The following is a 19,208-nucleotide window of genomic DNA, read 5'->3' as shown; positions in this document are numbered from 1 at the left end:
AGGGAGTTCATAGGGGCCATGATCAAATTGGGTGTCAACGTCGACCATGTGGCAACGGTTCGCCAGGCCCGGGGAGGACGGTTTCCCGATCCGGTAGCCGCAGCCGAAGCCGCCGAACGGGGCGGAGCGGATGGGATCACCGTTCATCTACGGGAAGACCGGCGTCACATCCAGGAGCGGGATGTCACCATCCTGATGGATACCACCCAGACCAAAATCAATCTGGAGATGGCCACCACTGATGAAATGATCAAACTCGCCCAGGGCTGGAAACCGGCTGATTGTTGCCTGGTGCCGGAAAAACGCCAGGAGCTGACGACTGAGGGAGGGTTGGATGTTGCTGGCCATCAGGGCAGAATGTTGGAGGTGGTGGGCCGGCTGAAGGAGGCCGATATTCGGGTTTCCTTCTTCATTGATCCGGAGCCTGCCCAGCTGGAAGCGGTCGTGGCAGTAGGGGCTCCGGTCATCGAACTCCATACCGGTGCCTATGCCGATGCCAAAACCCTTGCAGAGCGAGACCATGAGCTGAAAAAATTACAAGAGGCTGCCGCTCTGGGGCAAACCTTGGGGCTTGAGGTCAATGCCGGCCACGGGCTCAACTATTTTAATGTTCAGGAGGTCGCGGCCATCCCAGGCTTGGTGGAGCTTAACATCGGTCACGCCATCATCGCCCGGGCACTCCTTTCCGGTATGGAAGAAGCCGTGCGGGAGATGAAACGTCTTATGCGGGAAGCCGCTGTTGGAACTTCGGGATGATCGTTGGTATCGGCTCCGACCTGGTGCGGGTAGAGCGTCTGGAAAAAGCCTTTGGCCGATTTGGCGAGCGCTTCGCACGTCGCATCTTTACCCCCGCCGAGCAGGCCTGTTGCAACGAGCGTGGGGACCGTTTTTCCTGTTATGCCAAACGGTTTGCCGCCAAGGAAGCTCTGGTTAAGGCGTTGGGCCAGGGGATGCGGGAGGGGATCTGGTTTTTGGATGTAGAGGTTGAAAACAACTCCCTCGGTCAACCCAGGCTCAACATTACCGGGGAAGCGGGGCGCAGGATTGAGGCATTGGGGGGCGTAACCACCCATGTCAGCTTAAGTGACGACAGCGGCTTTGCGTTGGCTTTCGTCGTTCTCGAAAAAAACCACGATTGATTTAATAAGCAGTAAAGGGGGAAATATGGCAAGCCAGACCGCACCAGCCAAAGGCCAACCGGCCAATCAAAATGCACCCGGTCAACCCCCACCGTCCCCCACCCACGGCCTGAGCGGCCCCCTCAAGGCGCTTTTCGAGCGCATTGAGGCCCGTATCAAAGAGGCGATTGCCTTTACTGAGCTGCTTCCTGAGGTCGAGGACAACATGCTCAAGTTTCTCCAGGCGGTGCGTTTGACGGTCTATCAAAATGGTCGGGACGGTCAGGAAATCATCGCCAAATATAAAAGCGGCGGTGAGCTTTTGGAGATCAAGCTTCCATTGAGCCCTTCCTCCATCGCCGGTTATGTGGCCTTGAGCCAAAAACCGATCCGGATTTCCGACGTCAACGAACCCAAATTGTTGACCGATATCCACAAGTCGCTCAAATTCGATAAAAGTTTCGACAAGCGTTCCGGCTTTACCAGTAAGGCGATGATGGCGGTTCCCATCAAGGTGGGGGCGCCGCTCCTGGGGGTGATCCAGGTCATCAACAAGGTCGGTGGTGGTGATTTTACCGATGAAGACCTCAAAAGAGCCCAGCTGCTGGCCAAGCTGATCGGTGAAAAGTTTCACGAAGAGTTTGAAGGCACCAACAGCCCGTATGAATATTTGATCAAAAAAGGCAAAGTCACCCAGGAAAAGATTGATTCCTTTTCCAAAAGGACCAAAAAAGAAGGGGTCACCATGACCTACCTTCTGGTCTCGGAGATGAAAATTCCACCGGAGATGATCGCCGCCTCCCTGGAGAGTTATCACCAAGTCCCTTTCATGCGCTATGACCCGGAGGTGATGCCGCCGAAAAAGCTCATGAAAAAGCTCAACCTTTCCTATCTCAGACGCCAGCGTTGGGTGCCGGTGGCCGGAGACGAAAACGAGCTTGTCATTCTGATTGATGACCCCAGCGACATGACCCGGCAGATGGAGATTCAGCGGGCACTGCCAGCCAAAAAATATATCTTCCGCATCGGTTTCGAAGAGGACATCCTGCAATATCTCGGGGGGGGGTCGGTCTCCTCATTTCTCCATGGCCTGGCTGGCAAGTTGGAAGATGAGGATGTTGAGGAAGGGCAGCAGATCGACGAAGGGGATGAGACCGCTGAAATCAACGAAAATGAAAGCACCATCATTCAGCTGGTCAATCGACTGATTATCGATGCCCAACGGGCGGGCGCTTCAGATATCCACATCGAACCGGCCAAGGGGCGGATGCCCTCCAAGGTGCGGCTGCGCATCGACGGCATGTGCCGCCATGCCCTGGAGATCCCCTCCACCCACATCCGGGCGGTGATGTCTCGTATCAAGATCATGTCCCGGCTGGATATCGCCGAACGCCGAAAACCCCAGGATGGCAAGATCGTGGTGAAGGTGCAGGGCAAACCCCTGGAACTGCGCGTTGCGACCCTGCCGACAGTTCATGGCGAAGGGGCGGTGATGCGTGTGCTGGCCGCCGGGGGAGCGCTGCCGTTCGACAAGCTTAACCTCTCTGACTACAACTACAGAGAAACCAAACGCCTCATCAGCATCCCCTACGGTATCTTTCTGGTGGTGGGGCCCACCGGTTCCGGTAAGACGACCACCCTTCACGCGGTACTGGGAGAGATCAACACCCCGGATCGGAAAATCTGGACCGCTGAGGATCCGGTGGAAATCACCCAACCGGGGCTCTGTCAGATGCAGATGGAGCCCAAAATCGGCCTCACCTTCGCGACCGCTCTCAGGGCCTTTCTCCGGGCTGATCCGGACGTGATCCTGATCGGTGAGATGCGTGATGAGGAGACCGCCCACAGCGGTATCGAAGCTTCCCTCACCGGTCACTTGGTTTTCTCCACCCTGCATACCAACTCTGCCCCCGAGACCATCACCCGTTTGTTGGATCTGGGACTCGATCCCTTGAACTTTTCTGATGCAGTTTTGGGGGTGCTGGCCCAGCGTCTGGTGCGCACCCTGTGCAAGGATTGCAAACAGCGGGTAAAACCCTCCGATACTGAGTGGAAACGTTTGGTAGGGTTTTACGGAGAGGAATATTTTCCAGAGCTGGAAGTAACCAGAGAGAGCGCCGTCATTTTTGCCCCCAACGGTTGTGGTAAATGCAACAAGACGGGCTATAAGGGGCGGACCGGCATCCACGAACTGCTGGTGGTGACAGACGAACTGAAACGGATGATTGCCTCTTCAGCCAAGGCTGCGGAACTCAGGGAAGAGGGGATCAAGGGGGGAATGCGTACCCTGATCCAGGATGGTGTGGCCAAAGTGCTTAAAGGGCAGCTCGATTTGGAGCAGCTTTTCCGGGTGGCGACCGATTAGTTTGGAGTCCCCCTTTGTTATCTCGATCAAAGACCCCATGGCCCAAAAAATTTGCCATGGGGTCTTTTTTTGAGCTGGTGATGTCGACCGTTTGTGTTTCCAATAGTGGGGAAGGGGAGGGGGCTCCGGTTTTTGTATTCTGGTGGGGGAGGTGGGGAGTGTATGACTATTTGATGGGAGAGGGGTGGGTGAAAGTGAAAATTCCCAGCCCAGGTCATCGGACATTTTTTGGATGACCAAGCCGCTTAGACACTCTCTGTTGAAGGAGTGTTTGCGATATTGTTTCTTAACTTGCTGTTTTATGATGCTTTTTTAAAAATAAGCAGGCTGTTTTCTATGGCGTGTAGCCCGGAATTTTTTCGGGAATGACCTCGTCGATCTGCTCCGGAGAGAGATATTCCTCGGCATAGCGGAGATAGACCTTTTCGTCGATAAAGACCTGGAAGAGGTCGGGATCGATGTGTTGGTCTTTTTTCATGAAGCCGAGAATTCGCAGGGATTGGGAGAGGGTTTTGCCTTTTTTATAGGGACGATCCCGGGCGGTGAGGGCTTCGAAGACGTCGGCGATGGCCAGCGCCCGGGCCTGAACGGACATATCCTCTCTTTTGAGTCCCTTGGGATAGCCGCTGCCGATCATGGTTTCGTGGTGAGCGCCGGCTATTTCAGTGACGTTTCTCAGGTTTCTCGGGAAGGGCAGGGCCTGGAGCATTTTGATGGAGGCGGTGACGTGATGGTTGATGATATCCCGCTCTTCCTTGGTGATGGTTCCTTTGGCGATATTGAGGTTGTAGACCTCATTTTCGGAAAGAAACGCAACGTCCTCGCCTTCGGGATTGATCCACCGGCGTTGGGCAATGGTTTTAACCCGTTCCTGGCGATCCTGGGACATGAACTCCCCGCCAATATTGCTCTCCCGAATGAACTCCCGCTCTTCTCGCAGTTGGGCGACCGCCGCCTTGAATTGTTCCTCCAGGGCTGGAATATCCCCGGTACGGCCTTCTTCCACCGCCGCCAGTTTATCCTTCATGAAGGCGATTTCAGCGTCACGAATCAACACTTCGAAGCGGGTATCCACCATGTTGACCCGGTCGAAGATGGTTTCGAGCTTGGTGCCCTTATCCACCACTTCCGTTGGGGTGACCACCTTGCCGCAGTCGTGCAACCAGGAGGCGATTTTCAGCTCGTACATTTCGTCTTCGCTGAGTTCAAATTTTTCCAATGGGCCGTGATCGGTATTGATGGCGGCTTCGATGAGCATTTCCGAGAGCACCGGCACCCGATGACAATGGCCACCGGTGTAGGCGGATTTATCGTCGATGGCCGAGGCGATGGATTGGATGAAGGCTTCGAAGAGCTGTTTGAGGTTTTCGATGAGCCGTTGGTTGGTAAACGCAATGGCTGCCTGGGAGGCCAGGGACTCTGCCAGTCTTTGATCTTCCAGGGAAAATGGGCGGATGGCGTTGGTCACGCGATCCTTGGAGTTGATCAGCTGTAGCACCCCGATAATTTCATTTTCATGATTTTTCAGGGGGACAGTCAAAAACGAGGTGGAGCGGTAGCCCGTCTTTCGGTCAAAGGCGCGGGTACCGGTAAAATCAAATCCTTGGGCCTCGTAAGCATCCGGTATATTAACTGTTTTTTCTTTAAGGGCGGCAAAGGCCGCTACCATCTGGAGGTTGGGTTCTCCGTTGCGATAGAGGGGCAGCTCTGGAAAATGGATCGGAACGCCGGTGGTTCCTCCCATGGCGATGTTGAGGGAGTCGGTACGGATGATTTCAAACTTGAGGGTTTGATTTTTTGTCGCGCTGTAGAGGGTGCCGGCATCGGCGTTGGTCAGCTCCTTGAGGGCCAAAAGAATGGTCTCAAGCAGGCGGTTGGTATTTTTCTCCGAGGAGAGGGCAATGCCGATGGCTGTCAGCTGTTCAATGAGCTTGTTGTTGGTCTGCATGATGGCCGCCTGGGAGGCCATGGACTCGACAAACGCTTGATCAATCGCAGAAAATTCTCTTATTTCCCCACTCACAGGATCCAGGGCATTGGTCAGTTGCAGCACCCCGAGAATGTCGTCCTGTTGGTTGCGCAGGGGCACGGCCAGCAGGGATTTGGAGCGGTAGCCCCGTTTTTGTTCAAATTGGAGTAGTTGGGAAAAGTCGAATGCGCTCTTCTCGTGGATATCCGCCAGGTTGACCGTGCGGTTTTCCACCACCACGGCGGTGGGTACATCCGCCAGGTTGGGTCCGCCGTCTTTTTCAGCCAGGGAGCGATCTGGAAAGTTGACGGCTTCCTGGGATTGATCATCGATCTCAATGCCCAGAGAAGTGATCCGCTGATATTTGAATTGGAGTTTTTGGCCCTCGGCGAGGATAAAAACAGCCCCGGCGTCGGCATTGACCAGGGATTGGACACCGTGGAGAATCGTTTTGACCAAGCTTTCCAGCTGATGCTCGGATGAGAGATTTCGAGTGATCCGTGTCAGGCTTTCCAGGCGTGAAAGAAAATCGCCATTGGCGGGATCCGGCTGACTGGTAGCCATCATGGCCTGATTTCCTTCATGACGCCGTTTCCTTCTTTGTCCGTATTCCGTTGCCAAACAATCTCATCAAGCAATCATCATAGCGCTCGGTTACACCTCAAAGCGCTATGTTACACCGAACTGACGGCAGGCTCAATTCTCTGTTTATCCTAAGAGACCCGGTTATCGCCAAAATATCCCGATTTGGAGCAATTAAAGGTAAATGTCGCATAAGATATATTATGTTAAATTTAGTGTGCATGCGGATTGTTCTTTGCAATCAATTGGTTACCAATGAACACCTGAAATTTGCTGATTTTGGTGGTTGAATGATGGAAATTTCCGGTTTTTGATCCCAGGCTCTTTTTTTGTGGGATTCCAGCACACCTGTCTGTGGTGAACGCCCCTCTGTCTGTGGTGAACGCCCCTCTTTCAGCCCACCTCTTGCCGCTTTGTGTTCACGGGCCTAGAATCCCAGGATCCATGTTTTCCATTTCTCCTGACATCAAAATCGAGATCCTGCCATGCGTCGCATTTTGGTTACCAGCGCCCTGCCGTACGCCAACGGCCACATCCACCTGGGCCATCTGGTGGAATATATCCAGACCGATATCTGGGTCCGTTACCAGAAACTTCGGGAGCATGACTGCCTTTATGTCTGCGCCGATGATACCCATGGCACGCCGGTGATGATCCGCGCTCGTAAGGAAGGGATCACGCCCGAGGCGTTGGTGGAAAGAATGCAGAAGGAGCACATGGCTGATTTTGATGGCTTTCACATCGCCTTCGACAACTATTACAGTACCAATTCTGAGGAAAATCGGCAGCTTTCAGAGGAAATTTATCTGAAAAATCGGGAGGCTGGCCATATACACCGGGATACGGTGCGTCAGGCCTACTGTCCCAAAGATGAAATGTTCCTTCCCGACCGCTTTATCCGGGGCACCTGCCCTTCCTGTGGGGCCTTGGATCAATATGGGGATGCCTGTGAGGTGTGCAGTGCCACCTACTCCCCTCTCGATCTCAAGGAAGCCGGTTGTGCTCTGTGTGGCTCAAATCCGGTGGAAAAGGAGTCGGAACACTATTTTTTCAAGCTGGGGGACTTTGAAGATTTCCTTAAAGAGTGGACCCGCTCCGGGGCGGTTCAGGAGGAGATGGCCAACAAGCTGGATGAATGGTTTGGAGAGGGCTTGAAAAATTGGGATATTTCCCGGGATGGTCCCTACTTCGGCTTTGAAATTCCCGATGCCCCGGGCAAGTTTTTTTATGTCTGGCTCGATGCCCCTGTGGGCTATATGGCCTCTACCTGGGACTATTGCAAACGCCACGAACGCAACTTTGACGACTATTGGCGGCGGGACGACTTGGCCGAAGTGTATCACTTTATCGGCAAGGATATCGTTTATTTTCATACCCTTTTCTGGCCTGCCATGCTCAAGGGAGCGGGCTTTCGCACCCCCAATGCGGTCTATGCCCACGGCTTTTTGACCGTGGATGGGCAAAAGATGTCCAAATCCCGGGGAACCTTCATCAACGCCCGGAAATATCTGGAATTTTTGGATCCGGAATATCTGCGGTATTACTATGCCACCAAGCTCACCAGCCGGGTGGACGACATCGATCTCAATCTGGAGGATTTTGCCCTCCGGATCAACAGCGACCTGGTGGGGAAGGTGGTCAATCTGGCCTCCCGCACCGCTGGATTCATCCATAAACGGTTTAATGGCGAGCTGTCAGCCCCCTACCCCGCCGATAACGGCCTCCATGGGCGTTTTGTGGCAGCTGGCGAGGAGATCGCAGATCTTTATGAAAAACGGGAGTTTAGCAAGGGAATGCGGGCCATTATGGCTTTGGCGGATGAGGCCAACCGCTTTGTTGAGGAAAATGCCCCCTGGGTGTTGGCCAAAGATCCGGAAAAAGCCCAAGAGCTGCAAAACAGCTGCTCTGTCGCCCTCAATCTGTTTCGGGTGCTGATGGTTTACCTTAAACCGGTCCTGCCGGTGACGGCAGAGCGTTGTGAGGCTTTCCTGAATCTTCCCCCGTTTACCTGGGAGTCCCGCCGGGAACCCCTGGTTGGCCACACCATCAAAAAATTCAAGCATCTGATGGTGCGGGTAGAGCCGAAAAAGGTTCAGTCCCTGGTGGATGCTTCCCGGGATGAGGGCCAGCCGACGAAAGCCCCCGAAAAAAAATCCAGTCAGGACGCTGTCAGCCCTGAAATCGGTATCGATGATTTTATGAAGGTGGATCTCCGGGTGGCCCGGATTGCGGCAGCTGAGCAGGTGAAGGGGGCCGATAAACTCTTACAGTTGAAGCTCGATCTGGGAGAGTTGGGAGAGCGGCAGGTGTTTGCGGGCATTCGGGGCGCTTATGCCGATCCCGGGGCATTGGTAGGTCGCCTGACGGTGGCGGTGGTCAATCTCAAGCCGCGCAAGATGAAATTTGGTTTGTCGGAAGGCATGGTGCTGGCTGCGGGGCCTGGAGGCCAGGATCTCTTCATCCTCTCTCTGGATGAGGGGGCCAAGCCCGGCATGAAGATCAAATAGGGGAGCTTGGGGATGGCCTCCTCTCCGGGAATCGAGAGGTGCCGCCATCCCCAGGATTTTCAGCTACTCCAGATTGGCTATTGTCCGCAACGCCAGGGCATCAAAAAAAGTGCCTGCGAGGTTTTCTGAGACACGACTCACCCAATCTTTTTTCTTGGTAAAATCAACGACTTTTTCAGCTTTGATGCGCTCTCTGGCGATCCAGGCAGTGGAGCCCAAACCATCCACCAAGCCTTTGGCTACCGCCTCCTCGCCCGTCCAGACAAGCCCTTCAAAAAGACCTTTTTCCCAGCTTTTAAGCCGTTTACCGCGCCCTTTGCGGACGGCATTGATAAACTGCCGGTGGATTTTATCCAGAAGTCCTTGGGCATGGAGCCGATCTTCCTCTTTCACCGGACCAAAAGGATCCAGAAAGGCCTTACTCTTGCCAGCCGTCAGGGTGCGGTTTTCAGCGCCTACCTTGTTTAAGGTTTCCTCAAAGCCAAAGGAGCGCAGCACCACGCCGATGGAGCCCACCAGGCTCGCCTTGTCTGCAAAAATTTCCTTGGCAGCCGAAGCGATATAGTAGCCGCCAGAAGCGCAGATATCTTCCAGGGCGGCATAAAGAGGCTTGCTGGGATATTTTTTGGTCAGGCGCTGTATCTCATCGTAGATCATGCCCGACTGAACCGGGCTTCCCCCCGGGCTGTTGATGCGCAATACCACTCCGGCGGTATCCGGATCCTTGAAAGCCTCCTGCAAGCCATCGATCACCTTTTCGGCGCTGTATTCACCATTGGCCATGATGGAGCCTCGAATATCCACGACAGCCGTGTGGCTTTTCCCAGAGGAGAGGGCGTCCATCTCCACCCCGGGAAGCGTGTCCGAATAAGCGAGCCACAACAGAGCCGCCAGATAGGCGGCGATAAAAAAACGGAACCAGTTTTTCGACCGGCGGTTTTTTTTCTGTTCCCGAAGGGTCTCCTGAAAAAGCTGGGACATCGCTTCCCGTTCCGCTGCCCGGCCCTCTTCAAGGGCTGCAATCAGCCGTTCCAAAAATTGGCTGGCCGAGCCCCCGCCGACACCTCCAATGGGTGACTCCTGTTTGGCACCACCTTCGGGCCCTTTGAAAGAAGGTTCCGTTTTTTCCATTTGCCGATTTCACTCCCCTACCCTGGTTTGGTCATCCCCGGGATGAACCTGCTTTCAATCCACTCATCTGCCATTCGACTGTTCGATCAGGCTTTATCGGTGACAGATTGGTATGCTTGAGAAAAAATATCAACGGGTAAAAGGAGTTCCCAGCCAAGAGCCGTCTGTTTTAGCTGTTTTGGGCTCCAGTGGTTAGTCCCAGGCATAAGCGCCTGTCAAAGGGATGAAAATCATCCGCAGGGATGGTTGTTTCAAAGGGGGGTGATTAAGCCCGCTGTCTGACAAAGCTGTAGGATGGCGGGGGGTGAAAAAGAGTCAAACCGAGTGGGAGGCAATCAAAACCAGATTCAGCAGCAGGGAGGTCTAGAGGAGACAATCTTTCAGGGGAATGTTTTTTTTGATGAGTTCATTGTTGGAACAATTGACGCATAATTTTACATAATAAAAAAGTCAAATATTTCTTTCAAAATCACATTCTGAACAGATGACAGCCATCGTAATCTCCAACCTTTTGCGTCCACTCCCCCATCCAGGCCCAATGCCGGTTCAGCTGGGTTGACAGGTGAGATGGTCCTGGCTCCAATCCTGTCAAGCCATCAGCCAGGGCGTTGTTGTCCGGTATCCAATCCAAAATTCAGGATAACATTTTTGGGGATATCCAGCCCCCGATTTATTGCAAAAATGCAAAAATTACATCATCTTGATGTGATAATGGTGTTGCAGAATCTGGCTTGTCAGGTCTTTGTTTCGTACCTTTTCAGGTCCATTTCAAAGGGTGGTATGGGGCTGCGAACATTTTCACACTTTTAACGAGAAATTCACAAATCCTTTACACAGACTCCAAATTGTTATTTCATTCCAGCATTCTTTCAGTCGGAAGCGGTGTCACAGACAAACCGCCATTTTCGGTCATATACCTTCCCCGCATCCAGGGGGAAGAGAGCAAGGTGACAGGGATCGCCACCACTCAACGGTCAGGAGAGTGCGTATGCCAATCCAAAAAGAGATCACATTAGAAGCCACAAGACTGAATATCATTGGCACCTTCAATTTTTTGCTTTATCAGGAGTTTTTGGGCTCTATCCAAGATCCCTTTCCTGGCAGGGATTATGTCGTTGATCTTTCCCAAACCAGTTTTATGGATAGCTCGGCTCTGGGCATGCTTCTGCTGCTGCGCAAGCAGGCCCAGGAAAACAACGCCCGGATTTCCATCATCAACTCCAATTCGGTGGTGCGCAAAATTCTTTACACCGCCAACCTCAACCGGTTTTTTGACATCGATTGAATCAATCGTTCAAACGATACCCATTGGGTGTGGCAGGAGTCCCACTCCCGCCCCACCCAATCTGGCATAAAATCCGTCGTCATTACGCACAGCCCTTCCCTTCCCCATCGTGGCTTCTCTCCCCTTCTCCCTATTCAATTTTTCCAACCGCCCTACCCTCCCCCTCAATCTTCCTCACTGTTGCTGCGTCGCTTCAATATCCATCACCCGACATCACCACCCCAAATAACCCAGGCCAGCTTTGTGATCCGTACTGGGTCATGAGTATCCGTCGGTTCAGGTTTTTTCTGACACCTCCTTGACGTAGGCAACCGCCAACAAAATCTCACTTTTTGGTCTTATAAAGGGGGGTTTTGAGAGGGTTGGGGATATTTTTTTTGGCCTGGATCATATTTTTTTCGGGTAGTGTGGAAGCTTGTTTTTCCTGCCTGTTTTGCCCCTCTGGCAGAGATGGATTCAGAAAACAATACACAGCCCATTTTATGGAAAACCCTCTTGGCTGAAATGGGGCTTAAAGAGGCGGTGAAATTTTTTTCTTGTACATGTATATATCTGTTTTATAAAGAAAAAATATATCCGCTCATTTTTGATGCAAAAGGCATTAAAAGTTGTCGGGACAAGGATTTTTTGCCATCGATGACAATTTATCCACAGGTTTATCCACAGGTATTGTGGATAGCTGGAAAAACGCTTTCATGGGGGGCGGTTACACGATGTCAAGGAGGTTTTGGGAAAGATCGTTTTGGTGAATGATTTTTTTTGTGGTCTGATTTTTGCTATCTACCCCTGTAATGACTCAGAAAACGCCCTGCACAATCACCACTGTTCAGGGCAGGCTCAACGGACCCAGCGTAAGGAATATTCAAATGATTCGGTGTGATATCGGTATCGATGAGGAAGGCTACGCCATCTATATCAATGGCCATAACGCGGTGACGGGCATCAAGGAGTTGGAGGAGGCCAAACAGATCCTGGATATCCTCCAAGGGCGGCAGCCCAGGAATGGCGACGGAGATCATCCCAGGCCCATGTGGATGTCCCTGGCGGCTTGATCACCTGATCATATCGACTCGAATGGCCTATGGCGCTCTCGCCGTATCGAGAGCCAAGCCATTCCGTGCTATTCAATCGAAGCGTTTGACCTTTTGTCAGGTTGCTTCCTACTCCCTGTTCCTTCAGAAGGCTACTGCCCTCCCTTCTGAAGAACTTGATCGACGATGGGGTGCTCCAACAGCTTCATGAACGCCGGGCTTGTCAGTAGGGCATTGAGATTTCCAGAGGAGATCGCCTGCATCAGCTCGGGATCTTCAAGCACTTTTTTGAATTGGGGATCTTCAGTGAGGCTCAGGATCTGTTGCAGCATTTGAGGGTCGTTCATCATCGCCGTCGTGGTGGCCGCCAGGCCGCCTTCCATGGCCGATAAATCCAACCCACCTTCCCCCGCAGCCTCCGCCCTTCCCAGCCACAAGGGCATGGCTACCGCCATGCAAACCAACAACGCCAGCCACTTTTGAATTGTCTTCATGGGGATTCCCTGTTCGTTTCATCTGATGATGGATAGGTCGCTATAGTTTAGCTGAACCCCGTGGCCTCTTGCTGGATAAAGAATATCCCGGTTCCCGACCGACTCCGGGCTCAAAAGCAGCCGACGCGAAGGGCAGGCCCTCTCTGGCTAGCGCTTACGCAAATAAAAATCCTTGTTGCCCCGGGCATCCATCGCTTCCCCAATCCGCTCCAAGGCGTGGACATAGGCCGCCGTTCGCAGGGTGATGGCGCGGGATTTGGCGATTTCCCAGACCGCTTCACTCTCCGCCACCATCTTTTTCCGTAGCCGTCGGTTGACCTCCTCCAGGGTCCAATAGTTGCCCATGCGGTTTTGCACCCATTCAAAATAGCTCACGGTAACCCCTCCGGCATTGGCCAGAATGTCCGGGATGACCACGGCCCCTTTGTGTTCCAAAACCTTGCAGGCGTCATAGGTGACGGGGCCGTTGGCCACTTCGACAATCAATCGCGCTTTGATATCGGGTGCGTTTTCCACTGTGATCTGATTTTCCAGGGCAGCTGGCACCAAAATATCCACATCCAGGGTCAACAGCTCGGCATTGGTGATGGTTTTATGCTCTATCACCGAACAGACCGAGCCATCACAATAGACCGCCTTCAGGTCTCGGGAATTTTCCTTGTGTTGGCGAACGCTGGGGATGTCGAGACCTTCGGGGGCTATGATGCCGCCTCGGGAATCACTCACTGCGACCACCTTGAACTCCGCCTGGAAGAGTAGTTCCGCCAGAGTGGCCCCGGCATTACCGAATCCCTGCACCGCTACCGTGGTTTTGCCGGGTTCATAATCCAGTTTGGGCAGCAGGGTCTCCATGACGAAAAAGGCCCCCATGGCGGTGGCTGCATCCCGTCCGAGGCTGCCGCCCATGGCCAGAGGTTTGCCGGTGATTACCGCAGGGGAGATGCGCCGGTTGATGATGTTATATTGATCCATCATCCAGCCCATGATCATGGCGTTGGTATAGACATCCGGGGCGGGTATGTCGATATCCGGGCCGATAAAGTCGGCAATGGCGTTGATATAGCCCCGGGCCAGGCGCTCCAGCTCAAATTTGGACAGCTGCTTGGGGTCCACAGCCACCCCCCCTTTGGCACCACCAAATGGCAGGTTCAGCACAGCGCATTTAAAGGTCATCCAGAAAGCCAGGGATTGCACCTCATCCAGGGAGACCTGGGGATGAAAACGGATGCCCCCCTTGGTGGGCCCCCGGGTATCGTCAAATCGTACCCGGTAGCCCTGAAAGGTTTTCAGCTCCCCACTATCCATACGCACTGGAATACGCACCAGGAGAGAGGATTTGGGAATCCGCAGCCGCTCGATGGTGTCGTCCGAAAGGGTGACATGATCCAGCGCCTTCTGAAATCGTTTCTCTGCGTCTCGAAACAGGTTATTCATCTCTTTATTCCTTGTTTGAAAGCTTGGCCTGTCATGGTTCGGATGGGCCTTTGGTATTCCCATGAGGGTTCATCAAGCGGGGTGGGCCTTTGGTTCATCGGCATTTCGGGATTTTCTCAGCAAGAGACTCCCGGCCAAGCCAAACAGAGTCTATCCTTCAAGGTGACAGATCCCCTGTGCAACCTGATTTGTTTCTGGCATGATTAGGACATGGGACGCAAGAACAAAGCGCATTTTGATCTGAGCCATCTCGATACCCTGCCTGGGCTGACCCTGGCGGACGGGGCGTGGCTGGCTGGCATCTCCCCGGAAGCCTTGGGGGAATTTTTGCGGGAAGGGGATCAAGCAGGCATCCTCAAGGTCAGCAAGGATAAGGAAGGGGACATCCCCCTGGAAGATTTGGTGCGCTTGGGTTTCTCCCTGCTGGGACGCAAAGAGGCACAGCTGACCATGCTGCGGTTGCTGGGGGAGCAGAAAGCCGAATCGGAAGCAGAGGAAAACAGCCTGAACACCCCAGCTGGCGGTAATGCTGGCGGTGGTGGGACCTCCAGGGTTTCAGGGAGAGATAAAAAATCCAAAAAAGCCGCCTCAAAAGGGGCCAAGGGTTTATCTGCCAAATCCGGCAAATCCAAGACCAAGACCGATCCCTCTGACGCCAAAATGGGCAAAGGGGCCAAAAAGAAAAAAAAGAAGGGCAAGTGATGGGTTCCATAAGGAGTCGGTGATCCGCCCCCAAAGGACTACCTCCTAAATTTCCCCACCCTGTTTTTTCATTTTTTCCAGATATCCCCCAATTCTCTCCATTCCTTCCCGAATACGCTCCAATTCCCCGGCATAGGAAAAACGCAGATGGTTTTCCGAACGGTGCCGACCAAAATCAAGTCCTGGTGTCACTGCGACTCCCCCCTCCTCCAGCAATCCTCTGGCCAGGGCTTGGCTGTCAGGAATGCCGCAAGCTGCCAGCACCGGGGTGACATCGGCATAGATATAAAAAGCCCCCGTGGGCTCCACCGCCACCTGGAAGCCCATCCTCTCCAGAGCTTTCAACAGATAGCGCCGTTTGGTGTCATATTGCGCCACCCGCTCCTGCAACATCGGCAGGCATTCGAAGGCTCCAAGGGCGGCATGTTGAGAGAGGGTCGGAGCGGAGATGAAAAGGTTTTGGGCCAGGCTCTCCACCTGACGCACCGCCTCTTCCGGGACGATGAGCCACCCCAACCGCCAACCGGTCATGGCAAAATATTTGGAAAAGCCGTTGATGACGATGGTGTTTTGGGAAAATTCCAAGGCGCTTTTTGCCCGCTTCCCATAGGTGATGCCGTGATAGATCTCATCGGAAATCACCCTTCCCCCGCCAGCCTCCACAGCCTCAATCACCCCGGAGAAAGCCTCATCGGGAATGAGGGTTCCGGTAGGGTTGGAGGGGCTGGTGATCAATACCCCCCGCAAGCCTTTTTGTAGTTCCGACTGCAACTGCCCCACATCCAGTTGGTAATGGTTTTCAGGCCCTACCGCCACCGCCACCGGTTCTCCCCCCAAAAAGCGAATCATGTTGGGGTAGCAGGGATAGCCGGGATCGGCAAAGGCAAAGCGATCCTGGGGATTCAGAAGCAGGCCAAAAGCGATGATGAATGCCCCGGAGGTGCCCGGGGTGATGATTACCCGGTTGGGAGAAAGGTCGACCCCATATTGGTGTTGATACCATTCGGCGATTTTCTGGCGCAGGGAGGGGATGCCCAGGGCCGGGGTGTAGTGGGTGAGATCCTGAGCCAGGGCTTTTTGGGCGGCTCTCATGACCGGTTGGGGGGTGGGAAAGCGGGGCTCTCCCACTTCCAGGCGGACGATATCCCGCCCGGCAGCTTCCAGGGCGTTGGCCCGTTGCAACACTTCCATCACATGGAAGGGTTCAATGGCAGAGAGTTTGTCGGCCCATTTGATTGTCATCGTGACCTGATCCCAATAAAAATGGCGGGGGGCTGGCATTCATGATTGATCCCTGGCAGGGGGTCGGTGTAGCTTCCCCTGGCTTTTGATTTTTTCATTAAGATCCCCCCCTATGGATCCACCCCCTCCATCAGGGCTGCTTTTTCCAGCGTCAGCAGTCGATCCCGATAGACCGCAGCCACTTCAAATTCCATACACTTGGCTGCTGACTCCATTTTTCCTCTGAGTCGGGCGATCTCTTTTTTGGGGTCTTTTGGGGTTTTTTTCCGCCGATTGTAGACCACCTCTTCTTCAGCCACCCGCAGCACCTTGTTGATCTTGGGGGAGCGATCTTCAGCACCGTAGAGACCTTTGATGGAGTCCCCGACCTCTTTTTGGATCGACATCGGGGTGATGCCGTGCTCCTTGTTATACGCCTCCTGGATGGTCCGCCGCCGGTTGGTTTCCGCCAGGGCTCGCTCGATGGAACCGGTGATGCGGTCGGCATAGAGAATCACCCGTCCCTCGACATTGCGGGCGGCTCGGCCAATGGTCTGGATGAGGGCGGTTTCGGAACGCAAAAAGCCCTCCTTGTCGGCATCGAGTATCGCCACCAGCGCCACCTCCGGCAGGTCCAAGCCTTCCCGGAGAAGATTGATTCCCACCAATACATCAAATTCTCCCAGACGCAGATCCCGGATGATTTCCATCCGTTCCAGGGTATCCACATCGGAGTGGAGATAGCGCACGGCAATCTGTAGCTCATTGAGATATTCGGTGAGATCCTCCGCCATGCGCTTGGTGAGGGTGGTGACCAATACCCGGTGGCCCCCTTTGAGGGTGTGGCGGATTTCGTGGATCAAATCATCCACCTGCCCCTCCACGGGCCGCAGGAAGCAGGGGGGGTCCAGAAGCCCGGTGGGTCGGATGATCTGTTCCACCACCCGCTCCCCGCTCCGCTCCATCTCAAACGGACCCGGAGTAGCGGAGACATAGACCGAAAGGGGGCGAATTTCATCCCACTCTTCAAAGGTCAGGGGGCGGTTGTCCAGCGCCGACGGCAGGCGAAAGCCGTGTTCCACCAGGGTGGTTTTGCGCGCCCGATCCCCCCGATACATCCCCCGCACCTGAGGCACGGCGACGTGGCTTTCGTCGACAAACAGCAAGGCATCGTCCGGGAGATATTCCAGCAGGGTCGGTGGCGGCTCCCCCGGGGCACGACCGGTAAAATAGCGACTGTAATTTTCGATCCCTGTGCAGTATCCAAGCTCCTGCATCATCTCCAGATCATATTGGGTCCGACTCTCCAGACGCTGCTCCTCCAATAATTTATTTTCTGCCTGAAACCAGGCCAAGCGCTCCTTGAGATCGGATTTGATCTCCTTGATAGCCCGCTTCAGGGTATCCCGGGTGGTGACAAAATGGCTGGCAGGAAAGAGGGTCAGGTCTGCCAGGGTCTCGTGGTATTCTCCAGTCAATGAGTCCACCCGGGTCATGCGGTCGATTTCATCCCCAAAAAATTCGATTCTGACCGCCCGGTCCTCCTCATGGGCTGGAAAAATTTCAATCGTGTCCCCCCGTACCCGAAAGGTGCCCCGATGAAAGTCCACATCGTTGCGCCGATATTGAATCTCCACCAGCTTGCGTAACAGCACCCGCTGGTCGATCTCCTGTCCGACCTGTAGGCTCAGGGACATCTGGCCATACTCTTCCGGGGAGCCGATGCCGTAGATGCAGGAGACCGAAGCAACGATGATCACATCCCGCCGGGAGAGTAGACTTTGGGTAGCAGCATGGCGCATGCGGTCGATCTGGTCGTTGACCGAGGAATCCTTTTCAATGAAGGTGTCGGTGCGGGGAATGTAGGCTTCAGGCTGGTAATAGTCGTAATAGGAGACGAAATAGCCTACGGCGTTGTGGGGAAAAAAAGCCTTCATCTCATTGTAGAGTTGACCGGCCAGGGTTTTGTTGTGGGCCAGAATGAGGGCGGGGCGTTTGAGCTTTTGGATGATGTGGGCCATGGTGAAGGTCTTGCCCGACCCGGTCACCCCCAGCAACACCTGATCGGGCAGACCCTTCCCCAAGCCTTCGATTAAAAAATCGATGGCTTGAGGTTGATCCCCCTGGGGTTTGAAATCAGCAACCAGATCGAATTTGGCGTCCATGACCGCGCTTTCCCTGCCAGCATATTTTTCCAAACAACATCCATTTGATTTTTTCCAGCACCCTCCAGCATACACTGTTGCGCACCTTCAAGCCCATCTTCATCAACAGACCGGACAGTGCTTGCATTTTGATTTGAAGAGGCACCAGGGGTTTCCTGAAATCGTATGACAGCTCTGTTTCTTACGACCAGATAGAGAATGATCAAGCAGGCAGTCGAATAGGTGAAATAAATGGACCTGAACCCACATGCATATCGGCACCAGCAGGTTTCACTTCTCCTGAATTTCCGGGTTAATATAATGGCAGGGATTGCCCCGTTCATCCCCTTAATCGTTGACGGAAAAAATATTATTTCTTACTCTTACCAGTAAAGGTAAGAATAAACAGGGAGAGCGTAGCCATGCGGATTACATCCAAGGGGCAGGTCACCATTCCGGTACATATCCGTGAGCAGGCGGGTTTGCTGCCGCATACCGAAGTGACGTTTACCTATGATGGTGAAACAGTTTCTATCATTCCTCAGGATCCCCAGTCGAAAAAGAGTCGGGGAAACCAGCTGGTGGCTCATCTGCGGGGTCGAGGGGATATCAAGATGAGCACCGATGAAATCATGGCTCTGACCCGCAAACCATGATCCCCGTTCTGGTGGACAGCAACGTGCTGCTGGATGTTCTCACGGGTGACCCTCAGTGGGCCGGATGGTCGGAAAAAAATCTCTCCCGGGTGGCGGACAGCTCCAGCCTGGTGATCAATCCATTGATCTATGCCGAAGTTTCCATCCGCTTCAGCCGTATTGAGGATCTGGAGGCGGCTTTACCGACTTTTCTGCTGAAACGGGAATCGATTCCCTATGAGGCGGCGTTTTTGGCGGGAAAGGTCTACCTCACTTATCTGGAGCGTGGGGGAACGCGTATTCGCCCACTTCCGGATTTTTTTATCGGTGCTCATGCTGCTGTGGCAGGATATCGATTGTTGACTCGGGATCTTGGCAGATATACCACCTATTTTCCCAACTTGGAATTGATCTCACCTTGAACAGCCTTTGCTGTCAGGTGTTTTGTTGATGACGAAGCTGGGAGGAAGTTCTGTTTGTTTCTGTTTGGATTCAACCCAAAACATGCCAACGTTATAGTCAATCCAAACCAAAATCGGACAGAATCCTCCAAGAGCCAAAGACAAGGCCAAGACCTTGAGGGCTCCGCC

At 53.7% G+C, this 19,208-nt stretch carries 16 protein-coding genes; 10 read left to right on the top strand and 6 right to left on the bottom strand.

The genetic code is table 11. The features are described from left to right. The first annotated feature begins 18 nt into the window (after positions 1–18). Genes pdxJ through HQL52_15815 form a run of 3 tightly spaced genes read left to right on the top strand, consistent with a single transcriptional unit; the run spans position 19 to position 3,483 of the window. Positions 19–756 carry a pyridoxine 5'-phosphate synthase gene (gene pdxJ, locus HQL52_15825; GenBank protein ID MBF0370918.1) on the top strand — a complete coding sequence of 246 codons (738 nt, stop codon included), beginning with the start codon at positions 19–21 and terminating at the stop codon, positions 754–756. After that, the gene (locus HQL52_15820; GenBank protein ID MBF0370917.1) at positions 753–1,139 is read left to right on the top strand and encodes a holo-ACP synthase; all 387 of its coding nucleotides are present in this window, start codon (positions 753–755) and stop codon (positions 1,137–1,139) included. The genes pdxJ and HQL52_15820 overlap by 4 nt, the downstream gene beginning before the upstream one ends. Before the next feature lie 25 nt (positions 1,140–1,164). Then, complete coding sequence (locus HQL52_15815; protein ID MBF0370916.1) at positions 1,165–3,483, top strand: GspE/PulE family protein; 2,319 nt, start codon at positions 1,165–1,167, stop codon at positions 3,481–3,483. Positions 3,484–3,817: 334 nt separating this feature from the next. On the opposite strand, the gene HQL52_15810 is transcribed toward HQL52_15815, so the two are convergent. After that, complete coding sequence (locus HQL52_15810) at positions 3,818–6,019, bottom strand: GAF domain-containing protein (protein MBF0370915.1); 2,202 nt, start codon at positions 6,017–6,019, stop codon at positions 3,818–3,820. A 500-nt stretch (positions 6,020–6,519) separates the two neighbouring features. Here HQL52_15810 and metG point away from each other — a divergent pair, with 500 nt between their 5' ends. Next, positions 6,520–8,541, top strand: coding sequence for a methionine--tRNA ligase (gene metG, locus HQL52_15805; GenBank protein MBF0370914.1), 2,022 nt, complete (start codon positions 6,520–6,522; stop codon positions 8,539–8,541). A 63-nt stretch (positions 8,542–8,604) separates the two neighbouring features. On the opposite strand, the gene HQL52_15800 is transcribed toward metG, so the two are convergent. Continuing rightward, a complete protein-coding gene (locus HQL52_15800) occupies positions 8,605–9,672 on the bottom strand; it encodes a S49 family peptidase (protein ID MBF0370913.1) in 1,068 nt (355 codons plus the stop codon). 988 nt (positions 9,673–10,660) lie between these two features. Between HQL52_15800 and HQL52_15795 the strand changes: the two genes are divergently transcribed. The 3 genes from HQL52_15795 to HQL52_15785 all read left to right on the top strand — a co-directional run bounded on the left by HQL52_15795 (position 10,661) and on the right by HQL52_15785 (position 12,009). Further along, entirely contained in the window at positions 10,661–10,957 is a 297-nt protein-coding gene (locus tag HQL52_15795; protein MBF0370912.1) for an STAS domain-containing protein, read from the top strand. A gap of 495 nt (positions 10,958–11,452) precedes the next feature. Further along, complete coding sequence (locus HQL52_15790) at positions 11,453–11,710, top strand: hypothetical protein (protein MBF0370911.1); 258 nt, start codon at positions 11,453–11,455, stop codon at positions 11,708–11,710. A 113-nt stretch (positions 11,711–11,823) separates the two neighbouring features. Then, the gene (locus HQL52_15785) at positions 11,824–12,009 is read left to right on the top strand and encodes a hypothetical protein (protein ID MBF0370910.1); all 186 of its coding nucleotides are present in this window, start codon (positions 11,824–11,826) and stop codon (positions 12,007–12,009) included. A 131-nt stretch (positions 12,010–12,140) separates the two neighbouring features. Here HQL52_15785 and HQL52_15780 read toward each other — a convergent pair whose 3' ends face one another. Both HQL52_15780 and HQL52_15775 read right to left on the bottom strand, forming a co-directional pair. After that, positions 12,141–12,482: a hypothetical protein gene (locus HQL52_15780; protein MBF0370909.1), complete on the bottom strand. Its 342-nt coding sequence runs from the start codon at positions 12,480–12,482 to the stop codon at positions 12,141–12,143. 147 nt (positions 12,483–12,629) lie between these two features. Beyond that, positions 12,630–13,916: a Glu/Leu/Phe/Val dehydrogenase gene (locus HQL52_15775; protein ID MBF0370908.1), complete on the bottom strand. Its 1,287-nt coding sequence runs from the start codon at positions 13,914–13,916 to the stop codon at positions 12,630–12,632. 210 nt (positions 13,917–14,126) lie between these two features. On the opposite strand from HQL52_15775, the gene HQL52_15770 reads away from it, so the two are divergent. Continuing rightward, positions 14,127–14,618 carry a hypothetical protein gene (locus HQL52_15770; protein ID MBF0370907.1) on the top strand — a complete coding sequence of 164 codons (492 nt, stop codon included), beginning with the start codon at positions 14,127–14,129 and terminating at the stop codon, positions 14,616–14,618. A gap of 45 nt (positions 14,619–14,663) precedes the next feature. On the opposite strand, the gene HQL52_15765 is transcribed toward HQL52_15770, so the two are convergent. After that, positions 14,664–15,809 (bottom strand): aminotransferase class I/II-fold pyridoxal phosphate-dependent enzyme, encoded by a 1,146-nt coding sequence (locus HQL52_15765; GenBank protein ID MBF0370906.1) that lies wholly within the window; start codon positions 15,807–15,809, stop codon positions 14,664–14,666. A gap of 161 nt (positions 15,810–15,970) precedes the next feature. After that, positions 15,971–18,004 carry an excinuclease ABC subunit UvrB gene (gene uvrB, locus HQL52_15760; GenBank protein ID MBF0370905.1) on the bottom strand — a complete coding sequence of 678 codons (2,034 nt, stop codon included), beginning with the start codon at positions 18,002–18,004 and terminating at the stop codon, positions 15,971–15,973. A gap of 401 nt (positions 18,005–18,405) precedes the next feature. Here uvrB and HQL52_15755 point away from each other — a divergent pair, with 401 nt between their 5' ends. Continuing rightward, positions 18,406–18,639, top strand: coding sequence for an AbrB/MazE/SpoVT family DNA-binding domain-containing protein (locus tag HQL52_15755; protein MBF0370904.1), 234 nt, complete (start codon positions 18,406–18,408; stop codon positions 18,637–18,639). Continuing rightward, positions 18,636–19,040 (top strand): type II toxin-antitoxin system VapC family toxin, encoded by a 405-nt coding sequence (locus tag HQL52_15750; GenBank protein ID MBF0370903.1) that lies wholly within the window; start codon positions 18,636–18,638, stop codon positions 19,038–19,040. Before HQL52_15755 ends, HQL52_15750 begins: the two co-directional genes overlap by 4 nt. The last annotated feature ends 168 nt before the right edge of the window (positions 19,041–19,208 follow it).

The sequence above is a fragment of the Magnetococcales bacterium genome (genome assembly GCA_015232395.1).
GTDB lineage: Bacteria > Pseudomonadota > Magnetococcia > Magnetococcales > JADFZT01 > JADFZT01.
Note: the sequence above shows the minus strand (reverse complement) of the source record. Positions and strands in the feature narration are given on the sequence as shown.